The following is a 16952-nucleotide window of genomic DNA, read 5'->3' as shown; positions in this document are numbered from 1 at the left end:
GCGGGAGTTTAAGGGGAGAACCGCTGCTTATGGGTCATTCTCTGCTTAAACACCCGCTCAAAAGGGTTAAATTAAAGGAGGCAATTATTAAAATGGCAGTTACAATGTACTATGAAAAAGACGCTGATCAAGGCGTACTACAAGGCAAAACAATCGCAGTTATCGGTTACGGCAGCCAAGGTCACGCACAAGCACAAAACCTTCGCGACAGCGGCTTGAAAGTTGTTATCGGGCTTCGTCCTGGTAAATCAGCTGATGTAGCTAAAAAAGACGGTTTTGAAGTACTTACAGTTGCAGAAGCGACTAAAGTAGCTGACGTTGTTCAAATCTTGCTTCCTGACGAAACACAAGCGAAAGTATACAGCGAAGAAATCGCTCCTAACCTCAAAAAAGGCGCGGCTCTTATGTTCTCACACGGCTTCAACATTCATTACGGCCAAATCGTGCCGAACGCTGATACAGACGTATTCCTAGTTGCTCCTAAATCTCCTGGTCACATGGTTCGCCGTACGTACCAAGAAGGTTTTGGCGTTCCTGGTCTTATCGCGATTGAGCAAGATGCAACAGGCAATGCTAAAGCAATTGGCCTTGCATATGCTAAAGGTATCGGCTGTACTCGTGCAGGCGTTATCGAAACATCTTTCAAAGAAGAAACAGAAACAGATTTGTTCGGTGAGCAAGCGGTTCTTTGCGGCGGCGCTTCTGCGCTTGTTAAAGCAGGCTTCGAGACGCTTGTTGAAGCTGGCTACGCTCCAGAAATGGCTTACTTCGAGTGCTTGCACGAGCTTAAATTGATCGTTGACATGATGTATGAAGGCGGAATCTCGTCGATGCGCGATTCCATCTCCAATACTGCTGAATACGGCGATTATGTAACAGGTCCTCGCATCGTTACAGAAGAAACGAAAAAAGAAATGAAACGCGTATTGGAAGATATCCAATCCGGCCGTTTCGCTCGCGACTTCATCTTGGAGAACCAATCCAACCGCGCGATGCTTACGGCTACTCGCCGTAACGAAGCTGCTCACCCTATCGAGCAAACAGGCGCACAGCTTCGCGAATTGATGCACTGGATCAAGAAGTAATAGCAGATAGAAGAAACAACCATATCCCGGTTCGCCGGATCGCTTTGCGCTGCGGGATCCGCAGCGCAGGGCGAATCCATTCGCGTGCCGGGATCATTCTGTTCACGGAGGTGCCATGCACAAATGCGGAAAATTTATGTTTTCGATACAACGCTTCGTGACGGAGAGCAATCTCCTGGTGTGAACCTGAACACGAAGGAAAAGGTAGAGATCGCCCTTCAACTTGAACGCCTTGGCGTAGATCGTATGGAAGCCGGTTTCCCAGCTGCTTCGCCTGGTGATCTTGCTGCCGTTAACGCGGTGGCTCGCGCGGTCAAAAACGCAACGGTCATCGGTCTTTCCCGTTCACGCGAGCAAGACATTGACGCCGTTCGTGAAGCGCTTATTGGTGCACAGGATCCTTGCATTCACGTATTTCTTGCTACAAGTCCCATCCACCGCAAGCACAAGCTGCGCATGGAGAAGGATCAAGTGCTGGAAACGGCGGAGCGTGCGATTCGCTATGCGAAGAAATATTTCGACAAGGTTGAATTCTCGGCAGAGGATGCCGGACGTACGGAGCTGGATTTCCTATGCCAGGTCGTAGAGATGGCTATTAATGCGGGAGCTACGGTTGTCAATATTCCAGATACGGTTGGTTATTTGAATCCGCTTGAGTTCGGCAACATCTTCAAGACCTTGAAGGAAAATGTTCCGAATATCGAGAAAATCCAGCTGAGCGCCCACTGTCATGATGATCTTGGCATGGCGACTGCCAACTCTCTCGCAGCGATACTAAACGGCGCGGATCAAATCGAGGGTACAATCAATGGGATTGGCGAGCGAGCAGGCAACACCGCGATTGAAGAAATCGCGATGACACTTGCGACGCGTCCGGATTATTTCGGCGCGCAAACGACATTGAACCTGAAGGAAATTGCTAAAACAAGCCGACTAGTCAGCAAGCTGACAGGCATGGTCGTGCCTGGCAACAAAGCAATCGTCGGTGCCAATGCTTTCGCGCATGAGTCCGGCATTCATCAGGATGGCATGCTGAAAGAGAAAACGACTTATGAGATTATTTCTCCTGAAACAATCGGGCTGAAGGAATCGAAGCTTGTGCTGGGCAAGCACTCTGGCCGCCATGCGTTCCGCGAGAAGCTAATCGATCTCGGTTACGAGCTTGAGGACGATGCGGTTAATGCAGCATTCGCTAAGTTTAAGGATCTTGCGGATCGAAAGAAAACGGTCAGCGATGAGGATATTCTTGCGATGCTTGAGGAGAAGCTGATTGATACACCGGAGGTATTCAGCCTGGAGACGATCCAAGTGAGCTACGGCAATCAGTCCACTCCAAGCGCTTCCGTTCGAATTCGCAAAGCAGAAGGCGAAGTTGTTGAGGAGATTGCAATAGGCAATGGATCTGTGGACGCGATCTACAATGCGATTGACAAAGTTACGCAAGAGATTGTAGAGCTGGAAGACTATTCGATCAAGTCCGTGTCGCAAGGCAAGGACGCGCAAGGTGAGGTTCATGTGGTACTGAAGCAGAACGATGTTTCTGCCCAAGGTCGTGGTTTGAGCACGGACATTCTTGAAGCGAGCGCGCGTGCCTATATTGACGCGCTTAACCGTCTTATCGAGAAACGGAAAACGCCAGGCCGCCGCGATAAAATGAGCTTAATTTAGTGTGAAACGAATAGCATGAGGAAATAGGATAGTCCCGCCGGGTCCTAGCTGACCAATGGGGCTGTCCTATTTTCATTTCTAATAGATGATGCCTGCGACATGAAGCTAAGCACCCCGAAACCGTTGAACGTTGGACGTTTTTAGCTTCTTTATAGCCGTAGTCTATAGAGTAAATAGATTTTATATCTTTGTAATCAGAGCGTTTTTGTGGTACAAATGATAATAGAATGAGAATGAGTGAAACATGTTGTTCACCGAGTCCCCAGGGTGCGATGAAGGACAAGTTAAATGAAAAAGAGGAGTGTTACATTTATTATGTCAGAAGTTAAAAAAATCGCGGTTATTGCCGGCGACGGTATCGGTCCAGAGGTTGTTGGCGAAGCGCTTAAAGTACTTAAAAAAACCGAAGAGCTTTACGGTTACCAATTCGAAACGGAGCATGGCTTATTCGGCGGAATCGCTATCGACGAGAAAGGAACGCCGCTTCCGCAAGAAACGCTTGATCTTTGTAAAGGAGCAGACGCGGTACTGCTTGGAGCTGTAGGCGGCCCGAAATGGGACAACAACTCCAAAGAGCTTCGTCCTGAAACAGGCTTGCTCGGCATTCGCAAAGCGCTTGGCCTATTCTCCAATATCCGCCCAGCTACAGTGTTCGATTGCTTGAAAGAAGCATCGACGTTGAAGCCAGAAGTGCTTGAGGGTACGGATCTTATCGTTGTTCGTGAATTGACAGGCGGTATCTACTTCGGAGAGAAATTCCGTCGTGAAGGTGCAGGCGGCGAAGAAGCTGTTGATACTTGCGTGTACAATGTGCAAGAAATCGAGCGTATCGTTCGTCAAGCATTCGATATCGCAATGACTCGCGGCAAGCGCCTAGCTTCCGTTGATAAAGCAAACGTTCTGGAAACTTCCCGTCTATGGCGTGAAGTGGTTAACCGGATTGCCCCTGAATATCCAGAGGTTGAGCTGGAGCACGTGCTTGTAGACAACTGCGCGATGCAATTGCTTCGCCGTCCGTCAAGCTTCGATGTAATCGTGACTGAAAATATGTTCGGCGATATTCTAAGCGACGAAGCAGCAATGCTTACAGGCTCGATTGGCATGCTTTCATCCGCTTCGCTTGGCGAAGGAAGCTTCGGCTTGTATGAGCCGGTACACGGCTCCGCTCCTGACATTGCTGGACAAGGCATCTCTAATCCAATCGCGACGATTCTATCCGTAGCATTAATGTTCCGCCTTACATTTGGCTATCATGAGGCTGCTGCAGCAATTGAAGCGGCTGTTAAAGAAGTTCTTGATGCAGGCCACCGTACTGGTGATATCGCAGTTGATAAAAGCACTGCAATCGGTACGACAGAGATGGGCGATTTGATCGTAGCCGCTCTAAGAAAATAACTTCCAGTTTATAATTATTACAAATAAATATTGATTATAATATTGACTTCATTCTAGACTAGTGATACTATTTACTAGGTAAGTCACACAGATGAAGTGACAAAAATAATAAAAATTTATGGATAGGTCCAAGGAGGTTTTCTATAATGGCAGAGCGTTTGGTAGGCCGCCAGGCCCCAGATTTTTCGATGGAAACAGCAACAGGCGACGGTAAAGATTTTGGTACAGCATCACTTGCAGATTACAAAGGCAAATGGTTGGTATTGTTCTTCTACCCGCTAGATTTCACTTTCGTATGCCCAACAGAAATCACAGCTCTTAGCCTTGCAGCTGCTGAATTCAGAAAATTGGACACTGAAGTTCTAGGTGTCAGCGTTGATAGCAAACACAGCCACCGCGCATGGATCAACACGCCGGTTAACGATAATGGACTAGGCCAGCTTGAATTCCCGCTTGCAGCTGACATCACGAAAAGCGTTGCTCGTGACTACGGCGTCCTAATTGAAGAAGAAGGTATCGCGCTTCGCGGTCTATTCATCATCAATCCAGAAGGCGAAGTACAATACCAAGTTGTTAACCATAACAACGTAGGCCGCAGCGTTGATGAGACGCTTCGCGTATTGCAAGCTTTGCAATCCGGCGGACTTTGCCCAATCAACTGGAAACCAGGTCAACAAACATTGGTATCGAAATAATACGTTTCGTACCGGTCACAACAAAACCCGCGCCATGCGATGGCGCGGGTTTTGTTTATTTATAGGCATGGCCGGGTACATATTATCATTGAAAAGCAGGAATTTACGTAGTGCGGGGCGAATAAGGTAATAGCCACAGGATCAAAAAGAATGAAACGTTAGCGTACTTAAACGATAATCTTGATATTGCTGTAGGTTTGCTGCGCAAACCTTAGTTGATGCTTACGAAGTAGGTTTGCTGCGCAAACCTTTAAGGAGGGGTCGTCAATGAGCTTTTGCTGTGGAGCTAGCATGATTGGGACTAAGGGAACGCTTAAGCATTTTCGGACGCATATTCACAATGTACCGATTGTGTTTTGTCCAGTATGTCACCGTGTAGATATTCATTACTTAATCGAGAACGAATATGAAATATTAGCTGAATATGCGCATGGCGACGGTGCTGCTGAGGTTGATTTCCAAGAGTACGTTGAGCAAGAGGGCATGGCGCTGCTTGAAAATTGCGTGAATCACGAGAATGAAGATCCGATGGATGTCGTTCACAGTCAAATTGATATGGCACTTGATTTGCTAAGCTTTGCGAAGCAGATTGAGGATACGGAATGGCAGCTTGCCCTTAAGAAGCGTCTTGGGATGCTGAATAACAGAAGGAATAAGCTGCGACAACGCCGTACTTCCGTTTAGTTTTTTTAAACATGAATGGTGAGCCTCCTTCTGGGAGGCTTTTATTAAAATATAAGACTTTTTATGTTTCACGCGATAAGCAACCTTCTATTTCTACGAGAAACGGATACCCTCCTCTTGCAGAGGATGGCGAAGCCGTTTCTTCTTGTTTTTAAAAAAAATGAAGATGTTCTCATAATGTACCCCCCGAAACCGGAATGACAGAAACGAATCATACTAATAGTGAGGTGGAGCGGTTGTTACTCGTATTGTTCAAACGCTTCTTGCGGAAAGCTGTATCCACAGAAGCTGCAGAGGAGGCTAAGCTGACTCCCGAACAAAAGATTGCTCGTATTCGCGAGGGCGACGAGCTGCTGCGTGAGCAATTCATAGCAGACTACAAACCTTATATAATGAAAGTGACAAGCCGATTTTGCAAACGGTATATTGATCCGAGCCGAGATGATGAGTTCAGCATAGCGCTGTTAGCTTTTAATGAAGCCATCAATCAGTTCTCCAGTCATGCAGGGAAATCGTTTATCGGATTTTCTGAAACCGTCATTCGCCGCCGGCTTATTGACTATGTCCGAAAAGAACAGCGGCATTCCAAGGTTGTTCCCTATAGCATGTTTGATTCAGAGGAAGAAGAACAGCCTCAATATAATTCGGTAGAAACGAAGCAAGCGATGTTCGCTTTCGAAATGAAACGAACCGAGGATGAACGCAGAGTCGAAATCGGCGAGTTGAACAATGAGCTTGATCGTTTTGGAATTTCATTCGCTGAGCTAGTGGAAGTATCTCCGAAGCATGCGGATTCCAGAAGGCTGCTGATTGGCATCGCTCAGACGCTGTTAGGCGAAGAGCAATTGTTCGATTCGCTTAGGCAATCAGGGAAGCTGCCAGTTAAAGAGCTGACTGAGCTGTGCGGCGTTTCCCGCAAAACAGTGGAGCGCAACCGGAAGTATATTATTGCGATCTCACTCGTCATATCAGGACCATATCCATACATGCATGATTATCTACATATATCCGAAGACCATATGGGTTCGAATAAGGAGGCAAGCAGATGAAACGCGGAATTGTTGTGAGTATCCATAAGCAGCATGCGGTCGTCATGACGGCAGACGGACAATTTTTGCAAGCCCCTATTCAAGGTACGCAGCAGCTGGGAGAAGAAATTATTTTCGAAGCGGTGTACAAGAAAACCCGTAATGTGAAGCCTGCTTACTGGTATGGAAGTGCAGCTGCTATTCTGCTGGTGTTCATCCTGCCGCTGTTATTTTTTATTCAGAAGGACGAGAATCCTGTCGTGGCCTATGTGAGTATGGATATCAATCCGAGCGTAGAGCTAGGTGTGGACGAGAACGGGAAGGTGCGTGAGCTGCGGGCATTAAATGCTGACGGCGAGAACATTATCAATGGCCTTCCATTCGAAGGAATTAATGTGGAAACCGTTGCCGCGTCCCTGTTGGAGAAAGCGAAGAGCTCGCATTATTTGGACACGCCAAACAAGGATATTTTTATTACAAGTGTTCTGCTTAGTGATGCTTCTGCACTAAAACTCGATTATGAGAGTATTTTGACAGGAAAAGTCGATGAAACGCTGAGGCTGCTGCTTAACAATCTGACAGAAGAGGCCGCAACAGCAAATATTACGACCATGTCTATCCCGAATGAGGTTCGTGAGGAAGCAGCGATCAACGGTATATCCTCAGGTAAAATGGCCGTTTATTTAATGGCGAAGGAAGAGGGCTATGCACTTGAAATAGAGCAATTGAAAAAGCAGTCCATCGATAAAGTAACGGAGCCGGTTGGCGGAGTAAAAACGATCGTAGACAATGCGCAGGACAAGAGCAAAGAAAAGCTGAAAGAGCTGGTTGCGAAGGAAAAAGAGGAAAAAGCCAAACAGCAAAACCATATAAATAAAGGTGGAGCAGCTAAGCCGACTGCAACCGCTAAACCGAATAAACCGGTCAAGGCAGCGAAGCCTGAGAAGCCTGAGAAGCCGAGTAGTGCTGTCACTTTGAAACCATCAGAGACGAAAAAGCCTGTAAGAAACGGTGCTTTGGACGATAAACCAGTGGCAACACCAGGAAAACCGAACAAGCCGAGCAAACCTGATCGTCCGAATTCGGATAAACAGGATGAAGATAAAAAGGACGATGACCGAGATTGGAATCAAGGTTGGGATCAAGGTTGGAATCAAGACTGGAATCAATCGCACAACAATAACGACAATGATGAAGAAGATAACCGAGGCGGCAATAATCGTAATGAGGACCGTGATAATAACGGTTGGGGAAGCAATTGGCGTGACGGCGATAAGGATAACCGTGACGCCCGCGATGGCAGGAATTCAGATCGGAAAGACGATAAGGGAAGAGATGATAAGTCAAACGTTAATAGAAACACGAAAGAAAAGGACAATAATAGGGATTGAATACAAACTAGCGAATAAGCCTAACCAACCATGCCGACAAGGAAAAAAGGGCTGGTTTTTTAATCGTATAAAGGGTGTAAAAAGTCATTTGTCTAACAAGCAGTCTAAAGACCTAAACGCGACCGTGCGATACTTTTTACCCAGTTGACGAACAAATTTCGACAGTATTTCCGATTGACAGCGATTGTAAACTCGCCCTATGATTAGTAGTAACTGTAACTGTTATTTCTATAGATGTTGCCGGGGAGGAGTACATGATGTTGGCCATTCGAAAGCGCTATTTCCCGGCGCTTGCCGAGTATATTAGAAGTGGTAAGGAAGTATCATTATTCCATGCCAACGAGCTGGGCAAGGAGCTTTACGGAATAAACCCGGAAGAAATCATTGCTGTACATGAAGAATGCATACAGTCACTAGCCGCGAATGTCGACTCGGAGGAGGCTGTGYGGTTATATAATCGATCATTTGTGTTCTTAATGGAAATCATGGTCGCATGCCGCTTTCGGCTGCAGCCGGAACGGTCTACTGAGCAGAAATTTAGTGAAATGCGTGAAATGCTATTCAGATCCAATCGTTCCTTCGAAAAGGTGAAAAATAAATATGAAAATGTGCTTCAGCACATGGACAGCGGTATCGCCTTATTTGACAGCGACGGCATATTATCTTTTATTAACGTGCAGATGGCCAAGCTGCTCGATATTCCTAGGAAAACGTTGATTGGCTGTACGATTAAGGAAATCTTGCGGCATAGACAGCTTGCAAGCAGTACAAAACGGACAGTTCTAAGGCTTTACAAGGAAATGTTTCTGATGCACAGTCGGTACTACGAATTCCAGCATAAAGACGGCAAACATCTATTAGTAACGGTTACTTACGGTGATCAATTAGACGGTGATTTTTTATTCAGTGTTAAGGATGTTTCGGAATACAAGCAGATTGAGCAAACCGCTTTGCAGAATGACAAGCTTGCGATGCTCGGCAAGATCGCAGCCGCCATTGCACATGAAATTCGAAATCCGTTGACGAGCATCCGGGGCTTTATACAGCTGCTCCGGCCTTATTTGCTTGAGGTTGGCAAAGAGGAGTACGCACGTATTATTTTGACGGAAATTGACCGAGCTAACGATATTATTTATGAATTTTTAAACTCGTCCAAGCCGTCGGCGCCGATGAAGCAGTTGGTGTCCATCGATCATTTGATAAAGGAAGTCGTTTTGTTGACTGAAAGCGAAGCATTGATGCGGAATTGCGAGATAAAGGCTGAATGCTATTGCGCGGAGAATATGGTTTCCATCGACGTCAAGCAGGTCAAGCAGGTCATATTGAATATTATCAAAAATGCGCTTGATGCMATTGAAGAGGTACAAAGTGAACGAAGAGGCCTGATCGATATTGTTACGCGCAGCAATGGTCAATCAGCTGAAATTATCATTAAGGACAACGGAAAAGGCATGGAAAAGACGACGATGAATCGGTTGTTCGACCCCTTCTTTACGACAAAGCAAGCAGGAACGGGACTGGGGCTGTCCGTCAGCTATCGGATTGTTCGCAATCATAATGGGACTATTCGGGTTGACAGCCACCGGGGCGTAGGTACGGAATTCATCATAACTTTGCCGCTTGCCTAATTAGGTGGCGTACATGAACTGCGAACAAAATAATGTATAAGGGCTCTTCTCCCGAACTGGGAGGGGAGCTTTTCGATTGTTTAGGCCGTACATGCCCTCTTTTATATTCAATTATAAACATGGAAAAGTCGAAGAGCCTTAGGTATAATGAGTGTGGCAAACGGTATGAATGAGTCTGCAATTCGGTGGATTTCTATACAAATATACCGATGAAGAAAGTGAGGAAACAACTAATGAACGTATCATTTACATACGGATTGAGAAATACGGAGCAAGCGGCTGCCGAGGCGGTCATACGTTTTATAGGCAAAAAAGAATTAGTTCAAGGCGAAGGAGCGCTTCCGATTTTGCAGCCGCAAATCGATGAGGCGCTTAGAGCCCAGCATGCCAAAGGATTGTTTAAGGCAGATGCTGAGCAAGTTGCAGTATTGCCGACACTCGGTCTATATCCCGCTGCACATATTGTGTTCGTAGGGCTTGATTCAGAGGGAGGCACGACAGGCCTTCGCCTTGCTGCCGCTGCTGCCGCGAAAACGCTGAAAAAGCTGCGTGCGGAGAAGGTTCAAGTTCTGCTGTCAGACGCCTTGCTTGATGGATCGCTAGCGAAGCTGGGGGCAGAACGTACGGCGCAGGCGTTGACTGAGGGGCTGCTGTTAGCGCTTCACGTGCGCCAGCCGCTGAAACGCGAGCCGTCTGAACGCTTTGCACTGAAAGAGGCGGCGTTTTTACCGCAAGGAGCGGCAGCTTCGGCTGAAGATGCCGGATTGTGGGAGCAGGGTATTGCTAAAGGCAAGCTGTATGCCGAAGGGGTTGCTTTGGCCCGTGATTTGACTAATCTGCCAGGCAATGATCTAACGCCGGAGCGGCTTGCCTATCATGCAGAGGAGCTAGCGCGGGAGCTTGATTTGGAAATTGAGGTCATCGATGAATGGAGTGCCGCGGAGCAGCGCATGGGCGGCTTGCTGGGCGTTGGTCAAGGAAGCATTAATCCGCCCCGTATGATCGTCATTCATTACAAAGGCAACCCAAGCTCGGATGAGGCATGGGGATTAGTAGGAAAAGGAATTACGTTCGATACGGGAGGCATCTCTTTGAAGAGGGCTGACGGCATGCAGGAAATGATTTCGGATATGGGCGGTGCAGCAGCAGTCCTTGGTGCCATGCGTGTAATCGGAGAGCTGAAACCTGCAAGGAATGTGATTGCCGTTATTCCGACAGCGGAGAACATGCCTTCAGACCGTGCAATGAAACCGGGAGATGTTCTGCGGATGATGAGCGGCCATACGGTGGAGATTGTGAATACGGACGCAGAGGGAAGGCTCGTGCTTGCAGACGGTCTAACAACGGCGATTACGAGAGGCGCGACAAAGCTTGTGGATGTGGCAACATTGACGGGAGCCGTATCCGTTGCTCTTGGCACGCAAGCAACAGGAGCGGTAACGAACAACGAAGCTTTATTCAATGAAGTGCAAGCGGCATCGGATCGAGCGGGCGAGCGGATCTGGCAGCTGCCTGCTTATCCAGAATATAAGAAACAGATCATGAGCGATGCGGCAGATTTGAAAAATAGCGGCGGCAGGTATGCTGGAACGATAACCGGCGGGCTCTTTATCGGGCATTTTGCGGAGGATCTGCCTTGGGTGCATTTAGACATCGCAGGCACGGCTTGGCTGGATTCGAGTCGGGGCTGGGAAACGAAAGGCGCAACTGGCGTAATGGTTAGAACACTGATTGAACTGATTGTACACCACGAGTAAGCAGAGCGGAGAGGGTATGTATGTTAAAGGACATCCTGTTGCCTAGACGGAGAATGTCCGAGCAGAGAAGGGGCTTGCACACAGCAATAGTGGAAGGCATTCCTGCTACAATTATCGGAAATTTGCTCGGAGGTCCGCTGCTTACAGCGTACCTCCTTTATTTGGGAGCGAAGTCGGACGCAATCGGTGCAGCGCTAGCGATTCCTGCGTTTGCCAACCTCGTACAGCTCATTATCGCCTTTTACATGCATCGATTCGAAAACAGAAGGCGTTACGTTATGATATTCAGCCTCGTTCACCGTTCGTTATGGACGGCAACCGGGCTTATCCCATTCTGGGTGCCGGAGGGCTACTGGGTGGCTGCGTATATCGTGATGTTTACGGTTTCTTATATTTGCGCGCAGTCAGCTGGCGTCTTGTGGACCTCACTCGTGGCGGATATGGTGCCCGCTCAGGTTCGTGGACGGTATTTCGGCATTCGGAATACGATTCATTGGGCGATCGCAAGCCTCTGCTTGCTCATTGGCGGACAAATATTGAATCGATTGCCTGAAGGCAGCGGTTTTGTTGTCCTGTATGTGATTTGTGCAGCAGCTACAGTCTGGAATGGCATTGAGCTGTACCGATATCCGAATCTTCCGCTCGAACGCTCAATCGAAGCTTCGAAATGGAAAAGATTGAAGAAGCCGCTTGGCGACCTTACGTATTTGCTGGCTACTTTATTTCTGGCTACTTTTATATTGATCCAAAATATCGCTGTGCCATTTTTCTCCTATGTCATGTTAGATATCGTCAATTTCAATTACACCTGGGTGACGGTCATCACTACGATCCAAATGATTGTGATGATGTTCAGCTATTACTATTGGGGAAATATGAACAGCAAATATTCGACGCGCGCTTTGCTGAGGTGGGCGCTTCCCATAATAGGAGTTGCCTGTTTGTTATGGGGTGGAATGGCGTTTCTGCCTGCCATTCTGGTCCTAATTGCCGTCCATATTGTGCTTGGCGTCGGTGTTGGAGGCTACAATCTGCTGGCCTTTAACTTTATTATCGGGGATACGCCTAAATCGGAGCGTCCCATGTATATTGCCGTATTCTCTGCGCTGACTGGCATTACCGGATTTGCGGGTCCGCTTCTGGGAGGCTGGATTTACAAGCGAGTTGCGGACAGCCCTTACTGGGTGCAGAGCTACGGAATATCGATGATGACTGGCGCAACGCTGCTTGTCATGGCATTTGTGATTGGACCATTAGTGTTAAAGGATAACAATCAAAAATCCGATAGATAGGATAGACGCATTTATTATAAAATGTAAGATAAAGCAGAGCCTCTTTGTGAAGGGGAGTTTGCTTTTCGAATGGTTTTGATAACGCTTACTTAGACTCGTTGTATGATAATGGAATGGGACGAAAATACATATTGGAATAGGGGTATACTAATATGCATGCGATAGAACGAAGAAAAAGTGATTTATTGGCCTATTATCCACCTGTTACGATGGATTTGGCAGAACTGAACCGTTACTGGGACGCTGTGCTTGCGAGCTATTCGGACAAGCCGCTTGAAATTGTGAAGGAGCTGCTGGATACACCGCTAAGTGCGGTTAGAACGGAACGTTTGACCTACAAGGGAAGTGATGAAACCCCCATTCACGGTCTTTACATCGTTCCGGAGCAGGGCTTGCTTGGGAAGAAGCTTCCTTGCGTCGTCATCTATCAAGGGTATACGGGTGACAAAGGCCTGCCCGAGCGTTACGCGGCATGGCTGCTTCTCGGCTATGCTGTATTTGCGGTCGATGCAAGAGGACAGGGAGGCGAGACTGGCAACCTGCTGACTTCGGAGGAAGGTACGATAAAAGGTTGGGTCACGCAAGGCATTGAAAACATCGAGCAAAGCTATTACAGGGCGATCACGATGGATACGGTAAGAGCGGTCGATGCTGCTGCGCTGCAGCCGGAGGTAGATGCCACCCGTATTGCGGTAGTCGGGGGCAGCCAAGGTGGCGGGCTTGCGCTGTTAGCTGCTGCTCTTAATTCAAAGGTAAGCGCTGTCGTAGCTGATATTCCGAATATGTGCCATATGGATTATGGCATTATGCACTCGACAGGTTCGTTGACTGAGGTTGCCCAGTACGTAAAGCGTTATCCAGACAGGCTTGAGCATGTCCTTCATACACTGGCTCATTTCGACATGCTCAACCTAGCGGAACGAATTCAAGCGCCGGTCTTAATGTCAGTTGGTTGGAAGGACACGGTCTGCATGCCGGAAACGATTTACGCGGTTTTCAATCGGATTAATGCCAAAAAAGAGCTGAATGACTATCCTTTCTCAGGGCATGAGGTAGGAGGGTACCAGAGCCGGGCAGCGATTTTATTTCTGAAAGACGTTTTTCAAAACGATTAATGCTTCGATGATTGTCCGAGAACGACAATCAATGCTTGAAATGGATGATATCAATGCCAATATGATTATGGAAGGCAAGCGTACTATGTACTAAAATATAAGGGAGCTTTCAATCAACATCCTATAAATTGCCGTAATTTGAAACCAGGTACTGAAGATTACGGTATAACTTAATAACCAATCATATTATAGAGCAAGTTGAAACGGTTTAAGGCTTTGCAAGCTGGCGGGCATGTATGAGGAGTTCCGCCTTAGAAAATAATAGGATGGCAATGAATAGAGAGGGTGGAATTTTCTGCAATGAGCAACCATGATGAGCGTAATTATTCGCCTTGGCAAAGCTACTATGGACCCAACCTTGGGTATGTGCAGGAGCAATACGAACGTTTTTTAACAGAGCCTGATGCCGTTGAAGCAACGGTTCGTGAGCTTTTTGAACGTTTTGGAGCACCTCCGGCAGTATCGATAGGAGCCGCTGCTAATACAGCAAAGCCAAGCGAGCAACAGGCTGCATCAACTGCAGCACCTGGACCGATTGATTCAAATATGTTGAAGAAGGTTGTCGCTGCGCACCAGCTTATGCTGAACATTCGCAGATACGGCCATTTAGCTGCGGATATCGACCCGCTTGGTTTTAGTCCGGCAGCGGATACGAAGCTGCTTGAACCAGAAACCTTTGGCCTAACGCAAGCAGATTTGGCTTCTATACCTGCTTCACTTATTTGGGATAATGCACCTGCATCGATCTCGAACGGGTGGGAGGCAATCAGCCGTCTAAGAGAAATTTACACACGTTCGGCTGCTTATGAATTTACACATATCCATGACGAGAATGAACGGAACTGGCTGAATAAGCAAGCGGAATCTGGAAGCTTCCCGGCACCGTTGTCGGCAAGAGAACGTTCGGCGCTGCTCGAGCGTCTATTGGAGGTCGAATATTTCGAGAACTTCCTGCACCGGACTTTCGTCGGCCAGAAGCGTTTCTCGATAGAAGGCGTGGATATGCTCGTGCCCGTGTTGGATGAGATCGTCCGTGCCGTCGCGCATGACGGTGCGAATAACATTCTAATGGGAATGGCACACCGCGGCCGTCTAAATGTACTTACGCATGTGCTCGGCAAGCCGTATGAGAAAATCTTCTCCGAGTTTCATCATGCGCCTAACAAAGAGCTTATTCCATCCGAAGGCTCGATGGGTCTCAACTATGGCTGGACGGGCGATGTGAAATACCATCTGGGTGCAGATCGCGCGATTAAGGAAGGCGAAACGATTCGCGCTAACTTAACCCTTGCGAATAACCCGAGCCATCTTGAATTTGTTAATCCAGTAGTTGAAGGCTTCACGCGTGCAGCCCAAGAGGATAGAAGCAAGCCGGGCATGCCGAAGCAGGATTCATCCAAAGCCGTTACCATTTGCGTACATGGCGACGCTGCATTCATCGGGGAAGGTATCGTAGCGGAGACGCTTAACTTCAATAAGCTGGAAGGCTACCATAATGGCGGCACGCTGCACATTATTGCCAACAACCGACTTGGCTTCACAACGAACAGCATTGATTCGCGTTCGACGCATTATGCAAGTGACCTTGCGAAGGGCTTTGACATTCCGATCGTTCACGTCAATGCGGATGAGCCGGAAGCATGCTTGGCTGCAGTACGTCTCGCTTGCGAATATCGTCTGCGTTATAATAAAGGTTTCGTTATTGATTTGATCGGCTACCGCCGCTTCGGTCATAATGAAATGGATGATCCAGAAGTAACACAACCGCTTATGTACGCGAAGGTTCGCAATCACCCGACTGTAAGCACACTTTATTCCGAGCAGCTTAAATCGGCGAAAGCAATCTCTGAGGAGCAAGTCGAGGAGCTGCGCCAGCGTACGAACGGCAAGCTTCAAGCAGCCTACGATGCGATGAAAGCAAAGGAAGGCGAGCCGAAATTGCGCGGAGAGCAGCGGAAATCGGAGCTTCCATCCGGAGAAGAAGCACGCACGGCTGTTCCGGTTGAGACGCTGCGCGAGATTAATCTGGAGCTTCTCAACCGCCCTGAGGGCTTCACTGAATATACGAAGCTGCAGCGTATTTTGCAGCGCAGAGCGTCAGCCCTGAATGATGGAGAAAAGGTTGACTGGGCACATGCAGAGTCGCTTGCCTTCGCCACGATTCTTGCTGATGGAACGCCGATTCGCCTAAGCGGACAGGATTCGGAGCGCGGAACCTTCGCACATCGTCATATCATGCTCAATGATAATGCTACGGCTGCTAAGTTCTCGCCGCTTCATATGCTGCCGCAAGCGAAAGCTTCCTTTGCGGTTCACAACAGCCCATTGTCCGAAACGGCAGTGCTTGGCTTTGAATATGGCTATAACGTATTCGCTCCAGAAACCTTTGTGATTTGGGAAGCGCAATACGGGGATTTCGCGAACGTCGCACAGGTTATCTTTGACCAGTTTATCTCAGCTGGCCGTGCGAAATGGTCGCAGAAATCAGGAATTACGATTTTGCTGCCGCATGGCTACGAAGGTCAAGGACCGGAGCATTCGAGCGCAAGGCTAGAGCGATTCCTACAGCTCTCAGCTGATAACAACTGGACGGTTGCGAACCTGACATCATCCGCCCAATATTTTCACTTGCTGCGTAAGCAAGCGGCATCGCTTGGCACTGAGCAGGTTCGCCCACTCGTGCTTATGGCACCAAAAAGCTTGATCCGTAACCCGCGCGTTGCGTCGCATGGCGCTGAATTCAGCGAAGGCTCATTCAAACCGGTGCTTCCGCAGTTTAGCCTGACGGAATCGAAGGATCAGAAGGATAAGGTAAAACGTCTTCTGCTCTGCACGGGTAAGGTTGCTATTGATGTGGAAGAAGCGCTTGCTTCATCCAACGCAGAGGATTTCGAATGGCTGCGCGTTGCAAGGGTAGAGCAGCTGTATCCGTTCGCACATGCCGAAATCGAGCGTATCGTGAAGCAATTCGATAAGCTGGAAGAAATCGTGTGGGTACAGGAAGAGCCGCAGAACATGGGTTCATGGAGCTTCATGGAGCCAAGGCTGCGCGCATTGGCGCCGAAGAAGGCGGCTGTTCGTTACGTCGGCAGACCGGATCGCTCAAGTACGGCAAGCGGACACCAAGAGGTACATGCCGCAGAGCAAAAATGGATTATTTCGACAGCCTTGAACGGCAAATCAGTTGAAACAAGTTTGATAAGGGGGTAGCGAC

General features: G+C 48.1%; 12 protein-coding genes. All 12 read left to right on the top strand.

Annotated elements, in window-relative coordinates:
* Positions 1–92 precede the first annotated feature (92 nt).
* The 12 genes from ilvC to AB4Z29_RS01665 all read left to right on the top strand — a co-directional run bounded on the left by ilvC (position 93) and on the right by AB4Z29_RS01665 (position 16948).
* Positions 93–1085 carry a ketol-acid reductoisomerase gene (gene ilvC / locus AB4Z29_RS01720; RefSeq protein WP_183567566.1) on the top strand — a complete coding sequence of 331 codons (993 nt, stop codon included), beginning with the start codon at positions 93–95 and terminating at the stop codon, positions 1083–1085.
* A 123-nt stretch (positions 1086–1208) separates the two neighbouring features.
* A complete protein-coding gene (locus AB4Z29_RS01715) occupies positions 1209–2753 on the top strand; it encodes a 2-isopropylmalate synthase (protein WP_183567563.1) in 1545 nt (514 codons plus the stop codon).
* 315 nt (positions 2754–3068) lie between these two features.
* Positions 3069–4148, top strand: a complete 1080-nt coding sequence (gene leuB, locus AB4Z29_RS01710; protein WP_441941429.1) for a 3-isopropylmalate dehydrogenase — start codon at positions 3069–3071, stop codon at positions 4146–4148.
* A 146-nt stretch (positions 4149–4294) separates the two neighbouring features.
* Positions 4295–4843, top strand: a complete 549-nt coding sequence (locus AB4Z29_RS01705; RefSeq protein WP_441941428.1) for a peroxiredoxin — start codon at positions 4295–4297, stop codon at positions 4841–4843.
* Between the two features lie 267 nt (positions 4844–5110).
* Positions 5111–5527, top strand: coding sequence for a hypothetical protein (locus AB4Z29_RS01700; protein WP_441941427.1), 417 nt, complete (start codon positions 5111–5113; stop codon positions 5525–5527).
* A 236-nt stretch (positions 5528–5763) separates the two neighbouring features.
* Entirely contained in the window at positions 5764–6576 is an 813-nt protein-coding gene (sigI, locus tag AB4Z29_RS01695) for an RNA polymerase sigma factor SigI (protein ID WP_441941426.1), read from the top strand.
* A complete protein-coding gene (locus tag AB4Z29_RS01690) occupies positions 6573–7946 on the top strand; it encodes an anti-sigma-I factor RsgI family protein (RefSeq protein ID WP_441941425.1) in 1374 nt (457 codons plus the stop codon). The genes sigI and AB4Z29_RS01690 overlap by 4 nt, the downstream gene beginning before the upstream one ends.
* A gap of 257 nt (positions 7947–8203) precedes the next feature.
* Entirely contained in the window at positions 8204–9574 is a 1371-nt protein-coding gene (locus tag AB4Z29_RS01685) for an ATP-binding protein (protein ID WP_441941584.1), read from the top strand.
* A 233-nt stretch (positions 9575–9807) separates the two neighbouring features.
* On the top strand, positions 9808–11331 hold the full coding sequence (locus AB4Z29_RS01680; RefSeq protein WP_441941424.1) for a leucyl aminopeptidase: 1524 nt from the start codon (positions 9808–9810) through the stop codon (positions 11329–11331).
* Between the two features lie 20 nt (positions 11332–11351).
* Entirely contained in the window at positions 11352–12623 is a 1272-nt protein-coding gene (locus AB4Z29_RS01675; protein WP_441941423.1) for an MFS transporter, read from the top strand.
* A gap of 152 nt (positions 12624–12775) precedes the next feature.
* Complete coding sequence (locus tag AB4Z29_RS01670; RefSeq protein ID WP_441941422.1) at positions 12776–13738, top strand: acetylxylan esterase; 963 nt, start codon at positions 12776–12778, stop codon at positions 13736–13738.
* Positions 13739–14038: 300 nt separating this feature from the next.
* Positions 14039–16948 carry a 2-oxoglutarate dehydrogenase E1 component gene (locus tag AB4Z29_RS01665; protein ID WP_441941421.1) on the top strand — a complete coding sequence of 970 codons (2910 nt, stop codon included), beginning with the start codon at positions 14039–14041 and terminating at the stop codon, positions 16946–16948.
* The last annotated feature ends 4 nt before the right edge of the window (positions 16949–16952 follow it).

Source organism: Paenibacillus sp. 2TAB23, assembly GCF_052115165.1.
Lineage (GTDB): Bacteria > Bacillota > Bacilli > Paenibacillales > Paenibacillaceae > Pristimantibacillus.
This window is presented reverse-complemented; position numbering and strand designations above follow the sequence as displayed.

Excerpts from the sequence above, each read along its gene's own strand:
- AB4Z29_RS01700 (WP_441941427.1), top strand. The coding sequence starts at position 5,111 with ATGAGCTTTTGCTGTGGAGCTAGCATGATTGGGACTAAGGGAACGCTT.
- ilvC (WP_183567566.1), top strand. The coding sequence starts at position 93 with ATGGCAGTTACAATGTACTATGAAAAAGACGCTGATCAAGGCGTACTA.
- AB4Z29_RS01680 (WP_441941424.1), top strand. The coding sequence starts at position 9,808 with ATGAACGTATCATTTACATACGGATTGAGAAATACGGAGCAAGCGGCT.
- AB4Z29_RS01670 (WP_441941422.1), top strand. The coding sequence starts at position 12,776 with ATGCATGCGATAGAACGAAGAAAAAGTGATTTATTGGCCTATTATCCA.
- AB4Z29_RS01675 (WP_441941423.1), top strand. The coding sequence starts at position 11,352 with ATGTTAAAGGACATCCTGTTGCCTAGACGGAGAATGTCCGAGCAGAGA.
- AB4Z29_RS01665 (WP_441941421.1), top strand. The coding sequence starts at position 14,039 with ATGAGCAACCATGATGAGCGTAATTATTCGCCTTGGCAAAGCTACTAT.
- AB4Z29_RS01715 (WP_183567563.1), top strand. The coding sequence starts at position 1,209 with ATGCGGAAAATTTATGTTTTCGATACAACGCTTCGTGACGGAGAGCAA.
- AB4Z29_RS01690 (WP_441941425.1), top strand. The coding sequence starts at position 6,573 with ATGAAACGCGGAATTGTTGTGAGTATCCATAAGCAGCATGCGGTCGTC.
- leuB (WP_441941429.1), top strand. The coding sequence starts at position 3,069 with ATGTCAGAAGTTAAAAAAATCGCGGTTATTGCCGGCGACGGTATCGGT.
- AB4Z29_RS01705 (WP_441941428.1), top strand. The coding sequence starts at position 4,295 with ATGGCAGAGCGTTTGGTAGGCCGCCAGGCCCCAGATTTTTCGATGGAA.